We start from the raw sequence: 21,267 nt of genomic DNA on the forward strand, positions 1-21,267 counted from the left end.
CCCGCCTGCTCTCGGACACGAGCTTGTCAGATGACGGGGGGCCGGCCCAGCCGGGTCAGGCGCCACACGGTGCGCCACCTCATCGGGCGGCGCGGTCCGCACGGTGTGGTCCAGCCTTCCCGGAATCCGCCGAACCACGCCCGCAGGGCGGAGCGTGAGGGGCGGCGCAGCAGGGTGAGCAGCAGCCAGACGCCGAGGTAGACCGGGACCAGGAGCGCGGGGAGGTTGCGGCGGGCGAGCCAGACGCGGTTGCGGGCGACCATGCGGTGGTAGACCGCGTGCCGCGAGGGCGCCGTCGTGGGGTGGTACAGCACCATGTCGGACCGGTAGTCGATCATCCAGCCGGCGTCGAGGGCCCGCCAGGCGAGGTCGGTCTCCTCGTGGGCGTAGAAGAACTCGTCCGGGAGTCCGCCGACCTCCGCGAAGACCTTCGTACGGACGGCGTTGGCGCCGCCGAGGAAGGTGGTGACCCGGGAGGAGCGCATCGGGTCGGCGGCGCGCAGCCGGGGCACGTGGCGGCGCGCGGTGACCCCGGTGTCGGGGTCGGCGATGCGGAAGCTGATGATGCCGAGCCGCGGGTCGGCCTCGAAGGCCGAGCGGCACAGTTCGGCCGTGTCGTGCTGGGCGAGGAGTCCGTCGTCGTCGAGGAACAGGAGTATCTCGACGTCGCGACCGCCGGGGCCGAAGGCCTCGATGCCGACGTTACGGCCACCGGGGATGCCCAGGTTCTCCGGCAGCTCGACGGTGCGGACGCCCTCGGGGACGTCGGGGACGGGCGAGCCGTTGCCGACGACGACGACCTCGACCCTGTCGCCGTCCTGCTTGGCGATCGAGTCGAGCAGGGCGCGGAGTTCGTCGGGGCGGTTGCCCATGGTGATGACGACCGCGCCGACCTTCGTACGGGCGCTCATCGCAGCCTGCTCGAGGCCATGACGGACACCAGGTGCAGGACCGCCTGCAGCAGCGCGATGCCGGCCAGCACCGCGACACCGAGCCGGGTGAAGAACAGGTCGCCGCGCACCTGGTCCACGATCGCGAGGACCAGGATCAGCAGGGACGCCTCGATGCCGAGCACCAGGCGGTGGAACCTGAGCGCGGAGGCGGCCCTGCGGGCCAGCGCCATCCCGGAGGAGCGCGGCTCGGACGCCGCCTCCTTGACCGGGGGCAGCCCGACCTGGTGGCGGGCGACGCCCACCAGGTCGGTCTCGGCCTTGATCAGGATCGCGCCGAGCGCGGCGAGGGTGCCGAGGAAGGCCCACAGCCAGTCGATCCGGCCCGAGCCCCAGAGGTCGGCGGCGCGCAGCCCGAGACCGACGAGCACCGCCGCGTCGGTCAGGTAGGCGCCGACGCGGTCCAGGTAGACCCCGCCGAGCGAGAACTGCTGCCGCCAGCGGGCGATCTCGCCGTCCACGCAGTCGAGCAGCAGGTACAGCTGGACCATCACCACGCCGAGCACGGCGCCCGCGATCCCCGGCACCAGCAGGGCCGGGGCGGCGAGAACGCCGAAGACGGTCATCAGATACGTGAGCTGGTTGGGCGTGATCCTGGTGTCGACCAGGTAGCGGTCGATGCGCAGGGACACCTCACGCATGTAGAGGCGTCCCGCCCAGTGCTCACCGCTGCGCCGGTCCTTGACCCCCGCGGGGTGGACGACCGGTCGTAGTTCAGCTACCGATGGCCTTGACATAGTCGACGTAGATGTCCTTGATCTGTTCGGTCGTGAGGTCGAGGTGTTCGAGGATCGTGTAGCGGCCTGGGCGCGTCCGGGGGGCGTACTCCACGACCTGGACGAACTCGTCCGTCGTGAAGCCGATCTCCTCCGGCAGCACCGGCAGGCCGTGCCGACGCAGTACCCCGGCCATGTGGGCCGAGTCCTCGTGCGCCCCGCGCAGGTACATCGCGAAGGCCGCGCCCAGGCCGCACTGCTCGCCGTGGGCGGCCGCGCGCTTGGGGTGGAGCAGGTCGAACGCGTGGTTGATCTCGTGGCAGGCGCCGGAGCACGGACGGGAGTCGCCCGACACGGACATGGCGATGCCGCTGAGGACCAGCGCCTCGGCGAGCACCTGGAGGAAGTCGTTGTCGCCGACGCCGCCGGGGTGGCGCAGCACGGCCTCGCCGGCCTGCCGGGCCATCGCCGCCGCGAGGCCGTCGATCTTCTCGCCCTTGACGCGGTTGGCGAGCTCCCAGTCCGCGATCGCGGAGATGTTGGAGACGGCGTCGCCGATGCCGGCCCGCACGAAGCGGACCGGTGCCTCGCGGATGACGTCGAGGTCGATGACCACGGCGATCGGGTTGGGCACGCCGTAGGAGCCGCGGCCGGCGTCGTTGTCGAGGGTGGCGACCGGTGAGCACAGGCCGTCGTGCGCGAGGTTCGTCGGTACGGCGACCAGCGGCAGGCCGACGCGCGCCGCGGCGAACTTGGCACAGTCGATGATCTTGCCGCCGCCCAGGCCGACGACGGCGTCGTAGTGGCCGGCCTTCATGTCGCCGGCCAGCCGGATCGCGTCGTCGAGGGTGCCGCCGTCGACCTCGTACCAGGTGGCGCCGGGCAGCGAGGGGGCGAGGCGCTCGCGCAGTCTGGCTCCGGAGCCGCCGCTGACCGCGACGGCGAGCTTGCCGGAGTGCGAGACGCGCTCGTCGGCGAGCACCCCGGCCAGGTCGTCGAGGGCACCCGGGCGGATGTCGACGACGACCGGCGTGGGGATGAGCCTGGTCAGTACCGGCACGCGATCTCCCGTCCCCGGGCGAGGTCGTCGTGGTTGTCGATCTCGACCCACGTGACGTCACCGATCGGCGCCACGTCGATCCGGAAGCCCCGGTTCACCAGTTCCTGGTAGCCGTGCTCGTAGAACTGCTGCGGGTCGCTCTCCCAGACCGTCTTCAGCGCGTCGGCCAGTTCGGGGGCGGCGTCGCCCTCGATGAGGGTGACGCCGATGTACTCGCCGGTCGCCTCGGCGGGGTCCATCAGCTTGGTGATCCTCGTCATGCCCTTGGCGGGGTCGACGACGACCTTCATCTCCTCGTCCGCGAGGGGCTTGACGGTGTCGAGGGCGAGGATGATCCTCCTGCCCTCACCGCGGGCGGCGAGCAGCGTCTTCTCGACGGAGACCGGGTGCACGGTGTCGCCGTTGGCGAGGATCACACCGTCCTTGAGGGCGTCGCGGCCGCACCACAGGGAGTAGGCGTTGTTCCACTCCTCGGCCTTGTCGTTGTCGATCAGGGTGAGCTTGAGGCCGTACTTCTGCTCCAGGGCGGCCTTGCGCTCGTACACGGCCTCCTTGCGGTAGCCGACGATGATCGCGACCTCGGTCAGGCCGATCTCGGCGAAGTTGCCGAGGGTCAGGTCCAGGACCGTGATGCTGTCCTCTATACCCGCGGGCCCCACCGGCACCAGTGCCTTGGGAAGGCTGTCGGTGTAGGGGCGCAGACGCCGTCCGGCGCCGGCCGCCAGCACGAGGCCGATCATGCGGGTTCTCCTTCATCGTGTACGGCGGGTGCGCCGCCCTTGTGGGCGGACACCCAGAAGTGGATGCTCTCGACGAGCACCACCAGGGCGACGGCCACGGCGAGGACCGTGAGCGAGACCGTGAACTGCGCGGCGGTGAGTGCCGCGGCCAGGACGGTGACGACCAGCGTCCGTCCTTCGTGTCCCCCGATGGAACGCACCAGCCAGGCCGGCGGCGCTCCGGCGTTGCCGCGGATGCGGTACACCGTGTCGTAGTGATGGTAGGCGACGGCGGCCACCAGCCCGAAAGCCGCAGGAAGCGCCCCGTTCACGTCCGCTCGGGCTGCCAGTACCAGGACCGTGCCGTATTCGGCGGCCCGGAACAGCGGGGGAACCAGCCAGTCGAGGGCGCCCTTGAGGGGACGGTACAGCGCCTGGCCGGCGGTGACGGCGTAGACGACGGCGCCGGCGACGGGGGCCCAGGTCACGCCGGAGAAGAGGGCCACGGCGAGGACCGCCGTACCGGCGGCCGCCACCAGGAGCGGTGCACCGAGGCGGGCCCGGGTGACCCTCGCCACGGACGAGGCGAGGGGCCCGTTGTCCGCCAGGTCGGCCAGTGCCCGCGCCGCCCGGTCGGTGCGGGTGGCCCGGCGGGTCAGTGAGCGCAGGACACGGCCGGCCGTGGTGTACGTCGCGGCGAAGGCGCAGCCGGCGAGCAGCGCGTAGAAGGTGATGCGTGGGGTCGTGAACGCGGTGAGGACGGCGATCATCGCCCAGCGTTCGCCGATCGGCAGGACGATCATGCGGCGCAGCCAGACCGTCCAGCCGACGCTGTCGAGCCTGTCGGAGAGCGCGGCGGTGGGGCTGGTGTTGGCGGTGGCGTCGTGGTTGGCCTCGTTGAACGAGAAGTCGACGACGTGCCGGCAGGTCTGGAGGATCATCGCCCCGAGCGCGAGGGCCCACACGTCGTCGCCGCCCCGGGCCGCGCCCAGGGCGAGGCCGGCGTAGTAGGCGTACTCCTTGGCCCGGTCGAAGGTGGCGTCGAGCCAGGCGCCGAGCGTGGAGTACTGCAGGGAGTAGCGGGCGAGCTGTCCGTCGGTGCAGTCGAGCACGAACGAGGCGATCAGCAGGACGCCGGCGACGACGAACCCGGCGCGGGTGCCGGTGGCCGCGCAGCCCGCCGCGATCAGCGCGGTGAGCAGCGAGGCGGTGGTGACCTGGTTGGGGGTCAGTCCGCGCCGTGCGCACCAGCGGGCGAGGTAACGGGAGTACGGGCTGACGCAGTAGGTGGTGAAGAAGCCGTCGCGGGCCTTCACCGCCGACTTGAGGCGTACGGCCTCGTCGTCGACGTCGGCCACGGCCTGCCGTGCCTCGTTGCGGGCCTGCGGGTCATCGGGCACGGCGGCGACCAGGCTGCCCAGCTCGGGACGGTGCACGTCGGCGCCGTCGGCCTCCAGGGCGGTGACTATGCGGTCGGCGAGGCTGTCGACGGCGAGGGCCGTGCCCCCGCCCGCGGAGTTCTCCCGGGCCACGGCGCGGGTCAGCTCCTGCCGGCCCTCGGGCCGGGCGGTCACCGCGCCCGGCACCGCGGCGAGCGCGAAGCGGGGGTCGGTGATGCCGAGGCGCAGCGCGTGCAGGTGGCCGACGAAGCGGGCGTCGACGACGGCGACCCGTTCGTCGGCGGGCACCCGGGCGAGCAGTGCCTCCGCGTCGGCGGCGTCGACGGCGACCGTCACGTCGAAGCCGAGGGACCGCAGGTCACCCTCGATCGACGATCCGGGGACCGGCTGACCGGTGAGGATGGCGGTCGACAACCGAACTCACTCCCTGGGTGCCGACGCCTGGCGCCGGTCGTCTGCGTGGTGGGGCGCACCGTGCCGGTGACGGCCGGGCGGCATGTCGGCAGAGGCTATCGGATGCCCGGAAGCCCGTGTTCACCGCCTGTTCAGCGGTCCGATCGACGTGGTTCGCCCAAGCCCCTGCCGCGATCATCATCGGTGATCCGGGCCCCGGCCCACAAACCGCGCCCCCAAGCCCGGACATCCGGGGACATTGTGCCGGTCCCCGCGGCCTCGGCATAGGGTGGGCGACCATGACCTGGCTGATCACCGGCGGTGCCGGATACATCGGGGCCCATGTGGCGAGGGCCATGGCCGACGCCGGCGAGCGTGTCGTCGCCCTGGACGACCTGTCGGCGGGGATCGCCTCGCGGCTCCCGGCGCACGTCCCGCTCATCCACGGCTCCTCGCTCGACGGCGGCCTGCTGAAGCGGGTCCTGGCCGAGCACGCGGTGACCGGGGTGGTGCACCTCGCCGCGCGCAAGCAGGTCGCCGAGTCCGTGGCGCAGCCCACGCGCTACTACCGGGAGAACGTGGGCGGCCTCGCGACCCTGCTGGAGGCCGCGGCCGGGGCCGGGATCGAACGGTTCCTGTTCTCCTCGTCGGCGGCCGTCTACGGCAACCCCGACGTGGATCTCATCACGGAGGACACCCGCTGCGCGCCGGTCAACCCGTACGGCGAGACCAAGCTCGCCGGGGAGTGGCTGGTGCGGGCGGCGGGCCGGGCCCACGGCATCTCGACCGTGTGCCTGCGCTACTTCAACGTGGCCGGCGCGGCCGCCCCGGAACTGGCCGACACCGGTGTCTTCAACATCGTCCCGATGGTCTTCGACCGGCTCACCCGCGACGAGGCCCCGCGGATCTTCGGCGACGACTACCCGACGCCGGACGGCACCTGCGTCCGTGACTACATCCACGTCGCGGACCTGGCCGAGGCGCACCTCGCGGCGGCCAGGCGGCTGGCCGGCGGGGACGCCCGGGGCGACCTGACGGTGAACATCGGCCGCGGCGAGGGAGTGTCGGTACGCGAACTGGTGACCCTCATCGGCGAGGTCACCGGGGACCGGCGGCCCGCGCTGGTCGAGGGGCGCCGGCCCGGGGACGCGCCCCGCGCGGTCGCCTCGGCCGCCCGGGCCGCCGCGGAGCTCGGCTGGAGCGCCCGGCGCGGGGTGCCCGAGATGGTCCGTTCCGCCTGGCGGGGCTGGCAGTCGCGGCACGGCGGCTGACCCTTGTCGGCGCACCCGCGACGGCTCTGACCTGCCCGGTCGTTTCCGCAGGTCAGGGCACATGACAACGGTATTCAGTGCCGCGTTGCCCGATACCCCCCGGCCGTAGTTCACTGATCCGGGGCGACACAGGAGGCGGCTTTCATGGGGTCCGGTCACGATCACGGGCACGCGCACGGCCCGCCGGCCGGCGGTACGGCGACCGCGGCGTACCGCGGCCGGCTGCGGATCGCGCTGTCGATCACGCTCGGCGTCATGGTGGTGGAGATCGTCGGCGGTGTGGTCGCCGACTCGCTCGCCCTGGTCGCGGACGCGGCGCACATGGCGACCGACGCGCTGGGCCTCGGCATGGCGCTGCTCGCGATCCACTTCGCGAACCGGCCGCCGACCGGCAACCGCACCTTCGGGTACGCCCGGGCGGAGATCCTCGCCGCCCTCGCCAACTGCCTGCTGCTGCTGGTGGTCGGCGGTTACGTCCTCTACGAGGCGGTGCAGCGGTTCGTGACGCCCGCCGACACCGAGGGCGGGCTCATGATCGTGTTCGGGCTGATCGGCCTGGTCGCGAACATGGTGTCGCTGTCCCTGCTGGTGCGCGGCCAGAAGGACAGCCTGAACGTGCGGGCCGCGTTCCTGGAGGTGGCGGCGGACGCGCTGGGCTCGGTCGCGGTGCTGATCTCGGCGACGGTGATCCTCACCACCGGCTGGCAGGCCGCCGACCCGATCGCCTCGCTGGTCATCGGTCTGATGATCGTGCCGCGCACCGTCAAGCTGCTGCGCGAGACCCTGGACGTCCTGCTGGAGGCGGCGCCCCGGGACGTCGACATGGCGGACGTCCGGGCGCACATCCTGGCCCTGGACGGCGTCGAGGACGTCCACGACCTGCACGCCTGGACCATCACCTCCGGGATGCCGGTCCTGTCCGCCCATGTCGTGGTGCGCTCGGACGTGCTGAACGCGATCGGTCACGAGAAGATGCTGCACGAACTCCAGGGCTGCCTCGGCGACCACTTCGACGTGGAGCACTGCACCTTCCAGCTGGAACCGGGCGGGCACGCGGAACACGAGGCACGTCTGTGCCATTGAGGCAGGCGGGGCGCGGAACGCACCCGTCCGGCGCGCGGGCGCGTCCCTGAGCCCACGGCCCCGCCGCGGACGGTTCCCCGTGCGCCCCGCAGGGCACGATCACCTACCGGGCCGCCACCGCGCGTGCCCGGCCGGTGACGCGCTCGGGACATGCGGGCGCCGCGAAGTGCCGGGAGTGCCGGATTCGTACGGCAGACTTGGGGCGCGAAGACCGATGCGAAGGATGGGTATGCCGATCACACCTGCCACCGCGACGCACAGTTCGTCGAACGGCACCGTGGACGCGATTTTGCTGGAACTGGTCGACGAGAACGGTGTGACCGTCGGCACCGCCGAGAAGCTCGCCGCCCACCAGCCGCCGGGGCAGCTGCACCGCGCCTTCTCCGTGTTCCTCTTCGACGAGCGCGGCCGGCTGCTGCTCCAGCAGCGGGCGCTGGGCAAGTACCACTCCCCCGGTGTGTGGTCCAACACCTGCTGCGGCCACCCCTACCCGGGTGAGGCGCCCTTCGCGGCCGCGGCCCGGCGGACGTACGAGGAGCTGGGGGTCTCCCCCTCGCTGCTCGCCGAGGCCGGCACGGTCCGCTACAACCACCCGGACCCGGCCTCGGGCCTGGTCGAGCAGGAGTACAACCACCTCTACGTCGGACTCGTGCAGTCGCCGCCGCGGGCGGACCCGGAGGAGGTCGGCGCGACGGCGTTCGTGACCGCCGCCGAGCTCGCGGAGCGGCACGCGAAGGACACCTTCTCCGCGTGGTTCATGACCGTCCTGGACGCGGCCCGGCCCGCGGTCCGTGAGCTCACGGGGGCGTCGACCGGCTGGTGAGTCCTACCGGACGCGCGCGGAGCTGAGCGGCAGGGCGGCCCAGATCACCTTGCCGCCGCCCGACGTGTGTTCCACGTCGCACACCCCACCCGCCTCCCGGGTGATCTCGCGCACCAGCAGCAGGCCGCGGCCGCCGGTCCGGCCGTGGTCGGCCTCCAGAGCGGTGGGGCGGTAGGGGTGGTTGTCCTCGACGGACACCCGTACCCACTCGGCGCCCACGGCGACCTCCACGGCGAGCACCGGCGACAGCAGCGCCGCGTGCCGGACGGCGTTGGTGACCAGCTCCGAGACGATCAGCAGAATCCCCTGCGTCAGGTCCTCGGAGACCGGTACGCCCTGCCGGTGCAGCAGGTCCCGCACGGCGTGCCGGGCCTGCGGGACCGAGGCGTCGGCGGCGGGGGCGGTGAACCGCCACACACCCTCGTACGGCAGCGGCTCCGGTGGCGTCGGCGGGGCGGGCTCGGCTTCGCCACCTGCTGGGCGTGGGGCGGGCCCGCGCCCATGATCGTCCATTGTCCGTTCGCCACCCTCGCGCTCGATTGTCACCACACGTCGAGTGTTGGTAACGACCCGCTTCGCACCGGATGACTGAACAGAAGTCAGCAACTATCGAGCGCTTCCGACCAGAGCATTGCGAAGCGGTCGGCTTCGCGACCGCTCCTGTCCCCGCTTATGCCGATTCGGCGAACTATTCGGGTTGTACGGGTTTGGTGACTCCCTGGTCGACCGCGGTGCCCCCGCCCGGCGTGACCCCCTGGTCCGCCGTGGCGCCGCCCCGTTCCGGTACGGCCGGGGCGTCCTCGGCGGCGGCCAGCCGGTCGGTGACCATGCCGACGATGCGCCGGCCGCCGAACCCGGTCGCGATCAGGCCGAGCCCGTCGAAGAGCAGGGCGAGGGAGAAGAAGGAGCCGATGACGTACTGGCTGCTGCTCGGCCAGTCGGCCAGCACCAGGATGCCCAGCAGAAGGTCGAAGGCGCCCAGCATCAGGGTCCAGCCGAACTGGGAACCGCGCACCACCAGGCTGCCGACCAGGCGGAACAGACCGCCGGTGAGGAAGAGCAGGGCGGCGAACATGGTGAGCGTCTCCGCGGCCGCGTCGGGCCTGCTGATCACCACCACGCCCGCGGCGATGTTGAGGGCCGCGACGATGACACCGAGCCAGAAGAAGTTGCTGCCGCGGGCCTGGACGGCGTGCAGCAGGCCGACGGCGCCGCCGATCAGCAGCAGCCAGCCGAACAGCAGCATGGAGGTCAGGGTCGCGACCGCGGTGTAGACGAGCCCGACGAGACCGGCGAGGACCAGGACGATTCCCAGGGCCGCGAGCCAGCCGAAGCCGCGGTGCAGTTTCGCCGCCTCGTCCTCGGGCTTGGTGGACATCAGCGCCTCCTCGTCGTCGGGCCGGCACCTCCCTGGTGTCGGGCCGGCCCCTTCCGCTCGCTCCTAGTCCCCTCTGCCCGCTGTTCCGTAACTCTCACCGGCGGCTTCTTGATCGGCCACCGGGCGGGTGGAAGCATCCGGCGCATGGAGCCCCAGCTGCTGCACGGCGTCACCGACTCGGTGGCCACCGTCACCGTCCACCATCCGGCCAAGCGCAACGCCATGACGGCCGCGATGTGGCGGGCGCTGCCGCCGCTGCTCGACGCGCTGGCCGCCGATCCGGACGTCCGGGCGCTGGTGCTGACCGGGGAGGGGACGACGTTCTGCGCCGGGGCGGACATCTCCACGCTGCGGGGATCGCCGCGGGAGGCGCAGCGGCTGGCCGTGGACGCGGAGGAGGCGCTCGCCGCCTTCCCGAAGCCGGCGCTCGCGGCGATCCGCGGACACTGCGTGGGCGGCGGGTCCCAGCTCGCGGCGGCCTGCGATCTGCGGTTCGCGGAGGAGGGCGCGCTGTTCGGGGTGACCCCGGCCAAGCTCGGCATCGTGTATCCGGCGTCCTCGACCCGGCGGCTGGTGTCGCTGGTGGGTCCGGCCACCGCGAAGTACCTGCTGTTCTCCGGCGAGTTGATCGACTCGTCGCGGGCGCTCGCCACCGGTCTGGTGGACGAGGTGGTGCCCGCCGGCGGGCTGGCCGCGCGGGTCGCGGAGTTCACCCGGGTCCTGGTGTCCCGTTCGCAGCTGACGCAGGCGGCGGCGAAGGAGTTCGCCGACGGGCGCGCGGACCGCGACGCCTACTGGGCGGCTCAGGCCGCCGGCAGCGGCGACACGGCGGAGGGCGTGGGCGCGTTCCTGGAGCGACGGCGGCCCCGGTTCACCTGGACGGTTACCGACCAGTCGGTATCGTACGGGGCATGACTACCGCCGCTCTCGACCCGCGCTCCGGTCGCCGCTGCCACAACGCGCTCAACTCGCTGCACGCCACCCACTACTTCGCCCCCGAGCTGGGCGCCGAACTGGGTGCTCTCGGGGTCACCAGCCCCCGCGCCGTCAACTTCGCGGTGCGGTCGGCCGCCCTCGGACCGGTCGGCGCCGGGGCGGTGACGGCCACGTTCTACAACTACAAGTACGAGCTCGTGGCCCGGCACGTCCCCGCGGTGTGGGAGACCGCCGAGCCCCGGCAGGTGCTGGCGGCCCGTATCCGGGCCGTCGACGCCTCGCTGCGCCGCCTGCTCGGCGAGGAGACGGTGACCTGCCCGGAGATGGCCGAGGCCGCGGAACTGGCGTTGCGCGCGGCCGAGGCGTGCTCGCGCAGTGGGCGCCCGCTGTACGCCGCCCACGCCGACCTGCCGGTCCCCGAGGAGCCGCACCTCGCCTACTGGCACGCCACCACGCTGCTGCGTGAGCACCGCGGCGACGGGCATCTGGCCGCCCTGATCGCGGCGGACCTGGACGGTCTGGAAGCGGTGGTGACCCACACCGCGACCGGCAGGGGCATGACACCTAAGTGGGTCTTCGGCACCCGCGGCTGGAACCAGGAGGACTGGGACGCGGCGACCGGACGGCTGCGTGAGCGCGGGCTGCTCGACCAGGAGGGCGACCTCACGGAGGCGGGCCGCGCGCTGCGCGAGGAGATCGAGCACCGCACCGACGTACTCGACCGGGCTCCCTACGAGCACCTGGGGGCACCGGGCGTCGCCCGCCTGACGGACCTGGCCCGCTCCTTCGCGGGCACAGCCCTCGCGGCGGGCGCCTACCCGGTCGACCTGGTGGGGAAGGGCTGAGGTACGGGGGCGGCCGGGGGCGGTTGTCGGGCGCGGGCGTCCTGGCGCGGGCGAGGGTGTGCGAGCGCGGGCGCCCGGCGCGCGGGCGCGGGTGTGCGGGCGCGGGCATCCCGGGGTGGTTGACCTGGGCGGTGGCCGGTCGCCGTTGAGGGGGGCGGTGGCCGGAAGCCGTCGTCCGGCGCGGTGGCCGGAAGCCGTTGAGCGGGGCGAAGGGCGGTCGCCGGGGCGATGGCCGGACGCCGTTGTCCGGTTGTACGGCGGTGCCCCGGGCTCCGCGCGGACGCGGGGCCAACCCCGCCCACGCACCGCCGCCGGGTGCGCCCTGCCACGGCTGTCGGTGTCACCTGCCACAATTGCCGCGCAACCTCAGTGAGAAGGCGGTACGGGCGTGACGACACCCCTCGTAGGGTCCATCGAAGGCAGGATCGCCGCGGAACTCGGCGTCCGTGAGCGGCAGGTCAGGGCTGCCGTGGAGCTGCTCGACGGCGGTTCGACAGTGCCCTTCATCGCCCGCTACCGCAAGGAGGCCACCGAGCTGCTCGACGACGCGCAGCTGCGCACGCTGGAGGAGCGGCTGCGGTATCTGCGGGAGCTGGAGGACCGGCGTACCGCGATCCTCGACTCGGTGCGCGAGCAGGGCAAGCTCACCGAGGAGCTGGAGGGCCGGATCCGGGCCGCCGAGACCAAGGCGCGGCTGGAGGACATCTACCTGCCGTACAAGCCCAAGCGGCGCACGAAGGCGCAGATCGCGCGGGAGGCGGGGCTCGAACCGCTCGCCGAGGGCCTGCTCACCGACGCCTCGGTCGAGCCGCTCGCCGCGGCCGCCGCGTTCGTCGACGCGGACAGGGGCGTCGCGGACCCGCAGGCCGCGCTGGACGGCGCGCGGGCGATCCTCACCGAACGGTTCTCCGAGGACGCCGACCTGATCGGCGAGCTGCGTGAGCGGATGTGGGTACGGGGGCGGCTGGCCGCCAAGGTGCGCGAGGGCAAGGAGGAGGCGGGGGCGAAGTTCGCCGACTACTTCGACTTCGCCGAGGCGTTCACCGAGCTGCCCTCGCACCGGGTGCTCGCCATGCTGCGGGGTGAGAAGGAGGAGGTCCTCGACCTCGTTCTGGAACCCGAGGAGCCGACTGACGGTCCGTCCTCCTTCGAGGGAATCGTGGCGCACCGGTTCGGCATCGCCGAGCGCGGCCGTCCCGGCGACAAGTGGCTGAAGGACACGGTCCGCTGGGCATGGCGCACCCGCATCCTGGTGCACCTCGGTATCGACCTGCGGCTGCGGCTGCGCACGAAGGCGGAGGACGACGCGGTGGGCGTCTTCGCGACGAACCTGCGCGACCTGCTGCTCGCGGCGCCGGCCGGCACCCGCGCGACGCTGGGCCTGGACCCCGGTTTCCGTACCGGTGTGAAGGTCGCCGTGGTCGACGCGACCGGCAAGGTCGTCGCCACCGACGTCATCCACCCCCACGTCCCGGCCAACAGGTGGGACGAGGCGATCGCCCGGCTGGCGCGGCTGGCGAAGGAGCACGCGGTCGAGCTGATCGCGATCGGCAACGGCACGGCGTCCCGCGAGACGGACAAGCTCGCCGGTGAACTCATCGCCAAGCACCCGGAGCTGAACCTCACGAAGGTGATGGTGTCGGAGGCCGGCGCCTCCGTGTACTCGGCGTCCGCCTTCGCCTCGCAGGAACTGCCCGACATGGACGTGTCGTTGCGCGGCGCCGTCTCCATCGCGCGCCGGCTGCAGGACCCGCTCGCGGAACTGGTGAAGATCGACCCTAGGTCCATCGGCGTCGGCCAGTACCAGCACGACCTGTCCGAGCTCAAGCTGTCCCGCTCGCTGGACGCGGTCGTCGAGGACTGTGTGAACGGCGTGGGCGTGGACGTCAACACCGCCTCCGCCCCACTGCTGTCCCGGGTCTCCGGCATCACCTCCGGGCTCGCCGAGAACATCGTGGCGCACCGCGACGCCAACGGGCCGTTCCGGTCCCGCACCCAGCTGAAGAGCGTGGCGCGGCTCGGGCCGAAGGCCTACGAGCAGTGCGCGGGCTTCCTGCGCATCCGGGGCGGCGAGGACCCGCTCGACGCCTCCAGCGTGCACCCGGAGGCGTACCCGGTCGTACGGCGGATGGTGAAGACCTCCGGTCAGGAGGTGGCCTCGCTCGTCGGCAACACGGGCGTGCTGCGCTCGCTGCGGGCCGAGAACTTCGTGGACGAGAAGTTCGGTCTGCCGACCGTGACCGACATCCTGAAGGAGTTGGAGAAGCCGGGGCGTGACCCGCGGCCCGCCTTCAAGACGGCCACCTTCAAGGACGGCGTGGAGAAGATCTCCGACCTGGCCTCCGGCATGGTGCTGGAGGGCGTCGTCACCAATGTGGCCGCCTTCGGCGCGTTCGTGGACGTCGGCGTCCACCAGGACGGACTCGTGCACGTCTCCGCGATGTCGAAGACGTTCGTGAAGGATCCCCGGGACGTGGTGAAGTCCGGGGACATCGTCAAGGTCAAGGTGCTGGAGGTCGACATCCCGCGCAAGCGGATCTCGCTGACCCTGCGCCTGGACGACGAGGCGCAGCCTGCGGAGAAGCAGCAGGGCGGCGGAGGCGAGCGCAGGCAGCGCGGCGGACGGCCGCCCCAGCAGCGGCAGGGCCGGCCCGCGGGCGGCGGTGGCGCGAGCGGCGGGGGTGGCGGCGGTGGCTCCCGTCAGGCTGCGGCGCCGGCCAACGGGGCGATGGCCGACGCACTGCGCCGGGCGGGTCTGCTGGACCCGAAGAAGGGCAAGCGCTGAGCGGTGCGGTCCGGGGCGGCCGGGCCGCGTGGACGCCGGCACGCTGCGGCGGGCGTCCCCCGGCCCACCCGCCGCAGCGGCGACCCGGCGGGCCCGGCCGCATACCGCACCGGGCGCCGTGAGCCACTCCCGTACGCCCAGGTGACAGCACGCCGACCCGGCGGGCCCGGCGGGGAATCCAGCGCGCGTACAGCGGTTCGGTGGCGCTCGCGGGGTGCGCGCTGCTGCTCCGCCATGCTGCCGGGCCGCTCCGGCGCGACCGGCACGCCCGGCCGCCCCGGAGCGGCCCGACCACACGAGTGACGGCACCTCGACCGTGGGCGCCCCGAACAGACGCCCACGGAGCCACCGGCGGGCCCCGGCGGCATCCGGTACGGGTTCTCGGCGGCGCCCGGCGCGGGACGCCCGACGCGGCGCGGGGGTCCCCGGGTCGGCACGGGAGTGCCCAACGCGGGGCGGGAGTCCCCGACGCGGTGCGGGGGTCCCCCACGCGGCGCAGGAGTGCCCGGCGCGGCGCGGGGCCCCCGACACGGCGCGAGGGTGCTTCCGGGTGGGGTGCTGTCGGTCGCGACGCGATCCCGTGCCTAGCGTTCGGTCACCTTGCCGTCCGCGACCTCCAGGCGGCGGGTGACGCTCACCGCGTCGAGCATCCGCCGGTCGTGGGTGACCAGCAGCAGCGTGCCCTCGTAGGTGTCGAGGGCCGCCTCCAGCTGTTCGATCGCCGGCAGGTCGAGGTGGTTGGTCGGCTCGTCGAGGACCAGCAGGTTGACGCCCCTGCCCTGGAGCAGGGCCAGCGCGGCCCGGGTGCGTTCGCCCGGGGAGAGGGTGGCCGCCGGGCGCAGGACGTGGTTCGCCTTGAGGCCGAACTTGGCGAGCAGGGTGCGTACTTCGGCCGGCTCGGTGTCCGGCACCGCCGCGCCGAAGGCGTCCAGCAGGGACTCGGAGCCGTAGAAGAGCGCGCGGGCCTGATCGACCTCCCCGACCAGGACCCCGGAGCCGAGGGCGGCCGTACCGGCGGTGAGGGGGACGCGTCCGAGGAGGGCGCCGAGCAGGGTCGACTTGCCGGCGCCGTTGGCTCCCGTCACCGCCACCCGGTCCGCCCAGTCGATCTGGAGCGAGACCGGGCCGAGCACGAAGTCGCCGTGCCGCACCTCGGCGTCGCGCAGGGTCGCGACCACCGCGCCGGATCGCGGTGCCGCCGCGATCTCCATGCGCAGCTCCCACTCCTTGCGGGGCTCCTCGACGACGTCGAGGCGTTCGATCATGCGCTGGGTCTGGCGCGCCTTCGCGGCCTGCTTCTCGCTGGCCTCACTGCGGAACTTGCGGCCGATCTTGTCGTTGTCGTTGTTCGCCTTGCGGCGGGCGTTCTTGACGCCCTTGTCCATCCACGAGCGCTGCATCTGGGCCCGGTCCTGGAGGGCGCCCTTCTTGCCCTCGTACTCCTCGTAGTCGTCGCGGGCGTGCCGGCGGGCGACCTCCCGCTCCTCCAGATAGGCCGCGTAGCCGCCGCCGTAGAGGTTGATCTCGCCCTGGGCGAGGTCGAGTTCGAGGACCTTGGTGACGGTGCGGAGGAGGAACTCGCGGTCGTGGCTGACGACGACCGTGCCGGCGCGCAGGCCGCTCACGAAGCGTTCGAGGCGTTCCAGGCCGTCCAGGTCGAGGTCGTTGGTCGGCTCGTCCAGCAGGAAGACGTCGTAGCGGGACAGCAGCAGCGAGGCGAGTTGGGCCCGGGCGGCCTGACCGCCGGAGAGCGAGGTCATCGGCTGCTCCAGGCCGACGGCCAGGCCCAGCGAGGCGGCCACCTCCTCGGCGCGTTCGTCGAGGTCGGCGCCGCCCAGGTCGAGCCACCGCTCCAGGCTCGTCGCGTAGGCGTCGTCGGCGCCGGGCGCGCCGTCGACGAGGGCCTGGGTGGCCTCGTCCATCGTCCGCTGCGCCTCGGCGACGCCGGTACGGCGGGCGAGGAAGTCCCGCACGGTCTCGCCCGGTCGGCGTTCCGGCTCCTGCGGGAGGTGGCCGACGGTGGCCGTCGGCGGGGAGAGCCGCAGCTCACCCTCCTCCGGGGTGCTCAGGCCGGCGAGCAGCCGCAGCAGCGTGGACTTGCCGGCGCCGTTGGCTCCGACCAGCCCGATGACGTCGCCGGGCGCGACGACGAGGTCGAGGCCGGTGAACAGGGAGCGGTCGCCGTGGCCGGCGGCGAGGTTCTTCGCGACGAGGGTGGCAGTCATCAGACCGCCGATCCTAACGGCCCCGCCGGGTGGCCCGCGTCCGGGTTTTCAGCGGGCCACGGCCGCCACCAGCACGCTTTCCGAGGTGCGCGCCACCAGGAACGACCGGCCGGGCACCGCCTTCCCGCGCAGGGCGACGCGGTGGCGGCCCGGTTCCAGCACGCCGTCGAAGACGTCGTGGTCGTGGGCGCGGGCGAGACGGCCGGGCCGGTACACGGTGAGGTGGACCCGGCACGCGGAGGTGACCTCGACGACCGCCGTGCCGTCGGCCGCCGCCAGCCGGGTCAGCCGGCGCCGCTGCGGGGGGCTCGGGTCAAGCGCCTGTTCGACCTGGGCGACGAGCAGCGGGACGATCGGCGCGAGGCAGTCGGCGTATCCCACGTCGAGTCCGGCGCGCGCGAAGCGGCGGCGTACGGCGGCGCGTTCCCGCGGGGGTACGGCGCGGTCGAAGGCGACGGCGCGGTAGGCGCGCAGTTCCTCGGTGGGCACGTCGTCGGTGTCGGGGGCGATGTCGACCCCGATGCCGATCGTCCGCAGGGCGGCGGCGAGCCTCCCGAGGGCGGCCGCGCGGGGGCCGACGAGCAGGACCCGGCGGCGGGCCGCTGGGGAGCCGCCGTCCACGCCGTCGAGCTGGGTGTCCAGTGCCGCGCGGTAGCCCGTGCCGTCGAAGCGGAACGGGCCGATCCCGGGCAGGGCGTCGAGCCGCGGGGCGGCGTGGGCGCCGGTCTGCCAGGCGAAGTCACGCCACACGTAGTCGTCGCCGCTGCGCGCGATGACGGCGGTGACGGCGCCGCAGGCCAGGTCCTGGCAGTCGGGGCAGCGGTAGAGGGGGTGGCGGCCGCCGGGCAGCGGGGCGTCGGCTTCGAGGAGCAGGCCGCGGATCCGGGCGGTGAGGACCGCGGGCGGGACGTCGGAGGTGAGCGGGGAGACGGCGTCCAGGTCGGACAGCCGGAACAGCAGCGGCCGTCCGTCGACGACGAAGTCCGTGAAGTCGCGGTGGAACCGGTGGTCGCCGTTGCCGAGCACGGCACCGGCACGCGTCGCCGGTGCCAGGGCGAAGGTCGCGTATGCGCCAGACATGGGGGGAGTATCCCCACCCGGGGGACGGTCCGAGGCCGGGGACGCTTTCCGTCGGACGGGCCTATCGTCCCACTATGGACAGTGAGCCGGACGACGAGGTCGTCGTGATCGGGGCCGGGGTGATCGGACTGACGACGGCCGTCGTGCTGGCCGAGCGCGGCCGCCGGGTGCGGGTGTGGACGCGGGACCCGGTCGGGCGGACGACGTCGGCCGTCGCGGGGGCGCTGTGGTGGCCGTACCGCATCGAGCCGGTGGCACTCGCCCGCGCGTGGGCGCTGCGCTCACTGGAGGTGTACGAGGAGCTGGCGGCGCACCCCGCGCGGACCGGCGTACGCATGGTCGAGGGGGTACTGGGTGAGGCCGGCCTGGACGGCGCTCGGGCGTGGGTCGGTCACCGGGTGCCGGGGCTGCGGGCGGCGACGGCCGACGAGTACCGCGGGTCGGGGGTGTGGGCACGGCTGCCGCTGATCGACATGCCGGCCCATCTGGCGTGGCTGCGGGAGCGGTTGCTGCGGGCCGGCGGCCGGGTCGAGGAGCGTACGGTGTCCGGCCTCGCCGAGGCCGGCGCGCCGGTGGTGGTCAACTGCACGGGGCTCGGGGCCCGCGAGCTGGTGCCGGACGGATCCGTGCGCCCGGTGCGCGGACAGCTGGTCGTCGTGGAGAACCCCGGCATCCGCACCTGGACCGTCTCCACCGACGCCTCCGGAGAGCTCGCGTACGTCTTCCCGCAGCCCGGCCGGATCCTGCTGGGCGGCACCGCGGAGGAGGGCGCGTGGTCGTCGGCGCCGGACCCGGCGGTCGCCGAGGCGATCGTACGGCGGTGTACCGCGCTGAGGCCCGAGATCGCCGGGGCGCGGGTCCTTGAGCACCGGGTGGGACTGCGTCCGGCCCGGGACACGGTCCGGCTGGAACGCGAACCTCTGCCGGACGGACGGGTGTTGGTGCACAACTACGGCCACGGCGGCGCGGGTGTGACCGTGGCCTGGGGTTGCGCGGAGGAGGCGGCGACGCTGGCCGCCACCGCCCCTTCCGGCTGAGCCGGCCTACGTCCGGTGCGGGGTTCACCGCCCGCGGTGGCATGGGGCGCCCGCCCGTACCTGCGGGCCGCCCACGAAGCGTCACCCGCTGAGCCGCCGACCGCGCCCCGAGACCGGTCGGGCGCAGTCGCGCCGGACCGGTCGCGCATGGTGCGCGGCTCACGCACCGCGACCCCTCGGACGCAGGCGCGCCGGACCTCCGCGCACGGTGCGCGGCTCACGCACCGCGACCGGGCGGGCGCGTGCGCGCCGGACCTCCGCACACCGGTACGCGGCTCACGCACCGCGACCCGTCTGGCGCGGGCTCGTTATCCGTTGATCCGCGGGTCGGTCCCCTCAGGTGCGGGGGACGCGGGCCCGCGGAGGTGTCACCGCCGGAGCCCGGCTCGCCACCCGCGCCCCCGGGATCCGGAGGGCGCGGGCGAGTGGCGGCCGTCAGGTGGTTTCGTCGGGGACCCGGTGTGTGGTGGGTGGGGTCCGGACGCCGTGGAGGGTCGTGGGCGCCGGGGTGGTGGCCGTCGAGCCCCCGGTGGCGCGGGCGAAGGCGGCCGCGCCGCCGACCAGCGGGACGCGGGCCGAGGTGCGGGACAGGTCGAGGGTGAGCGTGGGGGTGCTCGACGGGGGGTCGATGAGGTCCTTGTCGGTGCCGGCGACGATCAGGGCCAGGCGATGGCCGGCCGGGACGACGTGGTCGGTGGCCGCGAGGTCGAGGGTGATGGTGTAGGCCCGGCCGGGGGTGAGCGGCACTCCCCTGCGGTCGGACGCGTGGTTGCCGAGGTCCGCCCAGCCGCGGCTGACGACCGTCTGGCCGACGTCGGCGGTGCGGGCCCGCGTCTGCAGGAAGCAGGCGCTGTCACCCGCGGTGCTCGCTCCCCAGCAGGTGCGGTCGGCGAGGGTGGTGATGCCCTCCCCGCTCGCGCCGTAGTCGCGGATGGTGTCGGGGCCGAGGTCGACCAGGACGGCGGAGAGGTGGGCCGTCGAGGTGGTCGGCGTGGCGGTGACGGTGACCCGGGAGGAGCCGGACACGCGCAGGTCGCGGGTGAGCGGGCCGGTGGTGAAGGCGGCCTTCTCGGGCGTGGGGGTGTCGGCGTGCGCGGCCCAGTCGGTCTCACCGAGCGCGGGGTCGTCGGTGAAGGCGGCCGTGCCGTGGCCCCGGCTCGTGCCGAGGGTGCCGACGCCGGGTTGCCGGCCCGCGTCGGGGCGCAGGGTCGTGGTGGCCGTGCCGCGCGGCGGCCAGGCCGTGGAGGTGACCCACTGGTCGGGGTGGCGCTCGATGTCGGCGACGGGCTCACGGTCGATGCCGTTGTCGTAGCCGAGGAGTTCGTGGTCGAACCAGCGGTGCAGGGTGTCGACCCAGGCGGCGCGGCGGAAGTCGAAGGGGTCGACGTGACCGGTCTGGGAGAGCCAGATCTTGCGCTCGACGCCGTGCCGGGCGAGGGCGTCCCACCACTGGCCGAGGTGCTTGGTGCGGACGTTGAGGTCCTGCATCCCGTGGACGAGGAAGACGCTGGCCCGCACCTTGGCGGCGTCCTTCACGTAGTCGCGTTCGGTCCACAGCGGGGTCAGGTCGCCGGTGCGGGGTGCCCCGTCCACCAGCTTCCGCTGCACGGCGGCGCACTTGGCGCGGGCGTCGGGACTGTCGACGTAGTCGGAGAGCCAGTCGGGGCCGGAGTCGTAGAGCGGGGCGCCCTTGGCGAAGTAGTAGTCGTACCAGGAGGAGATGGCGCTGATCGGCACGATGGTCTTCAGGCCCCGCACGCCGGTGGCGGCGACGCCGTTGGCGATGGTGCCGTCCCAGCTCTTGCCGATCATGCCGGTCTTCCCGTTGGTCCAGCCGGCCCTGGCGCGTTCGGTGCCGGTGCGGCTGGTGTAGGCCCTGGCGCGGCCGTTGAGCCAGTCGACGACGGCTTTCGCGGACTGGATGTCGGAGCGGCCGCCGACGTCGACGCAGCCGTCGGAGCGGTTGGTGCCGGCGAGGTCGACGCCGACGAAGGCGTAGCCGCGGGGCACGAAGTAGTTGTCGTAGAACAGCGGCATCCGCACGATGTCGCCGTTCGCGTCGTACGTCTTCAGCTGGCTCTCGTTGCCGCGCCCGCAGCAGGAGTAGTACGGGCTGGCGTCCATGATGACGGGCACCTTGCGGCCCTGCCGGGCGGGTTCGCTCGGGCGGACGATGTCGACGGCGACCCGGTCGGTGCGTCCGTCGGCGTCGCCGTCGAGGCCGGTGTCCACCCAGACCGCCTCGCGGACGGCGTTCTCGTAGGAGTAGACGGGACGGCTTTCGCGTGGGGAGCCGTGGGCCGCCGCCGGGGTGAGGAAGGCGGCCGTCAGGACGGCGATGACCACGGTGGCCAGCGGTCTCCAGGTCGTGAAGCGTATGCGAGTCGGCATGCGCGGGACGGTACAGGGGTCAACTCCTGTGCAGAAGACGGCAATCGGACGTGTGCGTGAAAGACGGAGCGGGCGGGGCCGCGGGAGCCCGCGGGGCGGGCGGCTCGTGGCGGCCGAATGGCGATCGTGTGACAGGGGTGGCCGTGGACACCCGCGGGGCCGCAGGGTCTCAATA

At 73.4% G+C, this 21,267-nt stretch carries 17 protein-coding genes; 7 read left to right on the forward strand and 10 right to left on the reverse strand.

All coding sequences use genetic code 11. The features are described 5' to 3' along the window. Positions 1-26: 26 nt before the first annotated feature. From AC07AZ_RS29385 to AC07AZ_RS29405, 5 genes are read right to left on the reverse strand one after another with little or no spacing between them, the layout of a single operon-like run. Positions 27-911 (reverse strand): glycosyltransferase family 2 protein, encoded by an 885-nt coding sequence (locus AC07AZ_RS29385; RefSeq protein WP_478852990.1) that lies wholly within the window; start codon positions 909-911, stop codon positions 27-29. Then, the gene (locus tag AC07AZ_RS29390) at positions 908-1,687 is read right to left on the reverse strand and encodes a CDP-alcohol phosphatidyltransferase family protein (protein ID WP_478852992.1); all 780 of its coding nucleotides are present in this window, start codon (positions 1,685-1,687) and stop codon (positions 908-910) included. Before AC07AZ_RS29390 ends, AC07AZ_RS29385 begins: the two co-directional genes overlap by 4 nt. Further along, entirely contained in the window at positions 1,665-2,726 is a 1,062-nt protein-coding gene (locus AC07AZ_RS29395; protein ID WP_478852994.1) for an iron-containing alcohol dehydrogenase family protein, read from the reverse strand. The genes AC07AZ_RS29390 and AC07AZ_RS29395 overlap by 23 nt, the downstream gene beginning before the upstream one ends. After that, positions 2,714-3,466: a phosphocholine cytidylyltransferase family protein gene (locus AC07AZ_RS29400; RefSeq protein ID WP_478852996.1), complete on the reverse strand. Its 753-nt coding sequence runs from the start codon at positions 3,464-3,466 to the stop codon at positions 2,714-2,716. Before AC07AZ_RS29400 ends, AC07AZ_RS29395 begins: the two co-directional genes overlap by 13 nt. Next, on the reverse strand, positions 3,463-5,259 hold the full coding sequence (locus AC07AZ_RS29405; protein WP_478852998.1) for a DUF5941 domain-containing protein: 1,797 nt from the start codon (positions 5,257-5,259) through the stop codon (positions 3,463-3,465). Before AC07AZ_RS29405 ends, AC07AZ_RS29400 begins: the two co-directional genes overlap by 4 nt. A gap of 278 nt (positions 5,260-5,537) precedes the next feature. Between AC07AZ_RS29405 and galE the strand changes: the two genes are divergently transcribed. The 3 genes from galE to idi all read left to right on the forward strand — a co-directional run bounded on the left by galE (position 5,538) and on the right by idi (position 8,415). Further along, entirely contained in the window at positions 5,538-6,509 is a 972-nt protein-coding gene (galE, locus tag AC07AZ_RS29410; RefSeq protein ID WP_478853000.1) for a UDP-glucose 4-epimerase GalE, read from the forward strand. A 144-nt stretch (positions 6,510-6,653) separates the two neighbouring features. Beyond that, a complete protein-coding gene (locus tag AC07AZ_RS29415; RefSeq protein WP_478853002.1) occupies positions 6,654-7,592 on the forward strand; it encodes a cation diffusion facilitator family transporter in 939 nt (312 codons plus the stop codon). 229 nt (positions 7,593-7,821) lie between these two features. Continuing rightward, a complete protein-coding gene (gene idi, locus AC07AZ_RS29420) occupies positions 7,822-8,415 on the forward strand; it encodes an isopentenyl-diphosphate Delta-isomerase (RefSeq protein WP_478853004.1) in 594 nt (197 codons plus the stop codon). A 3-nt stretch (positions 8,416-8,418) separates the two neighbouring features. Here the strand turns inward: idi and AC07AZ_RS29425 are convergent, their stop codons facing one another. Next, positions 8,419-8,928 carry an ATP-binding protein gene (locus AC07AZ_RS29425; protein ID WP_478853006.1) on the reverse strand — a complete coding sequence of 170 codons (510 nt, stop codon included), beginning with the start codon at positions 8,926-8,928 and terminating at the stop codon, positions 8,419-8,421. A gap of 175 nt (positions 8,929-9,103) precedes the next feature. Then, complete coding sequence (locus tag AC07AZ_RS29430; protein WP_478853008.1) at positions 9,104-9,793, reverse strand: HdeD family acid-resistance protein; 690 nt, start codon at positions 9,791-9,793, stop codon at positions 9,104-9,106. A 144-nt stretch (positions 9,794-9,937) separates the two neighbouring features. Here AC07AZ_RS29430 and AC07AZ_RS29435 point away from each other — a divergent pair, with 144 nt between their 5' ends. From AC07AZ_RS29435 to AC07AZ_RS29445, 3 genes are all read left to right on the forward strand, one after another. Then, complete coding sequence (locus tag AC07AZ_RS29435) at positions 9,938-10,708, forward strand: enoyl-CoA hydratase/isomerase family protein (protein ID WP_478853010.1); 771 nt, start codon at positions 9,938-9,940, stop codon at positions 10,706-10,708. Further along, the gene (locus AC07AZ_RS29440) at positions 10,705-11,574 is read left to right on the forward strand and encodes an SCO6745 family protein (RefSeq protein ID WP_478853012.1); all 870 of its coding nucleotides are present in this window, start codon (positions 10,705-10,707) and stop codon (positions 11,572-11,574) included. Before AC07AZ_RS29435 ends, AC07AZ_RS29440 begins: the two co-directional genes overlap by 4 nt. A 388-nt stretch (positions 11,575-11,962) precedes the next feature. After that, entirely contained in the window at positions 11,963-14,359 is a 2,397-nt protein-coding gene (locus AC07AZ_RS29445) for a Tex family protein (RefSeq protein WP_478853014.1), read from the forward strand. Between the two features lie 584 nt (positions 14,360-14,943). Here the strand turns inward: AC07AZ_RS29445 and AC07AZ_RS29450 are convergent. Beyond that, positions 14,944-16,584 carry an ABC-F family ATP-binding cassette domain-containing protein gene (locus AC07AZ_RS29450; protein WP_478853016.1) on the reverse strand — a complete coding sequence of 547 codons (1,641 nt, stop codon included), beginning with the start codon at positions 16,582-16,584 and terminating at the stop codon, positions 14,944-14,946. A gap of 48 nt (positions 16,585-16,632) precedes the next feature. Beyond that, positions 16,633-17,664 (reverse strand): oxidoreductase, encoded by a 1,032-nt coding sequence (locus AC07AZ_RS29455; protein WP_478853018.1) that lies wholly within the window; start codon positions 17,662-17,664, stop codon positions 16,633-16,635. Between the two features lie 74 nt (positions 17,665-17,738). On the opposite strand from AC07AZ_RS29455, the gene AC07AZ_RS29460 reads away from it, so the two are divergent. Beyond that, positions 17,739-18,701 (forward strand): FAD-dependent oxidoreductase, encoded by a 963-nt coding sequence (locus AC07AZ_RS29460; protein ID WP_478853020.1) that lies wholly within the window; start codon positions 17,739-17,741, stop codon positions 18,699-18,701. Between the two features lie 435 nt (positions 18,702-19,136). Here the strand turns inward: AC07AZ_RS29460 and AC07AZ_RS29465 are convergent, their stop codons facing one another. Beyond that, on the reverse strand, positions 19,137-21,092 hold the full coding sequence (locus AC07AZ_RS29465) for a Xaa-Pro dipeptidyl-peptidase (protein ID WP_478853022.1): 1,956 nt from the start codon (positions 21,090-21,092) through the stop codon (positions 19,137-19,139). Positions 21,093-21,267: the final 175 nt, after the last annotated feature.

The sequence above is a fragment of the Streptomyces sp. NPDC043878 genome, assembly GCF_056435735.1.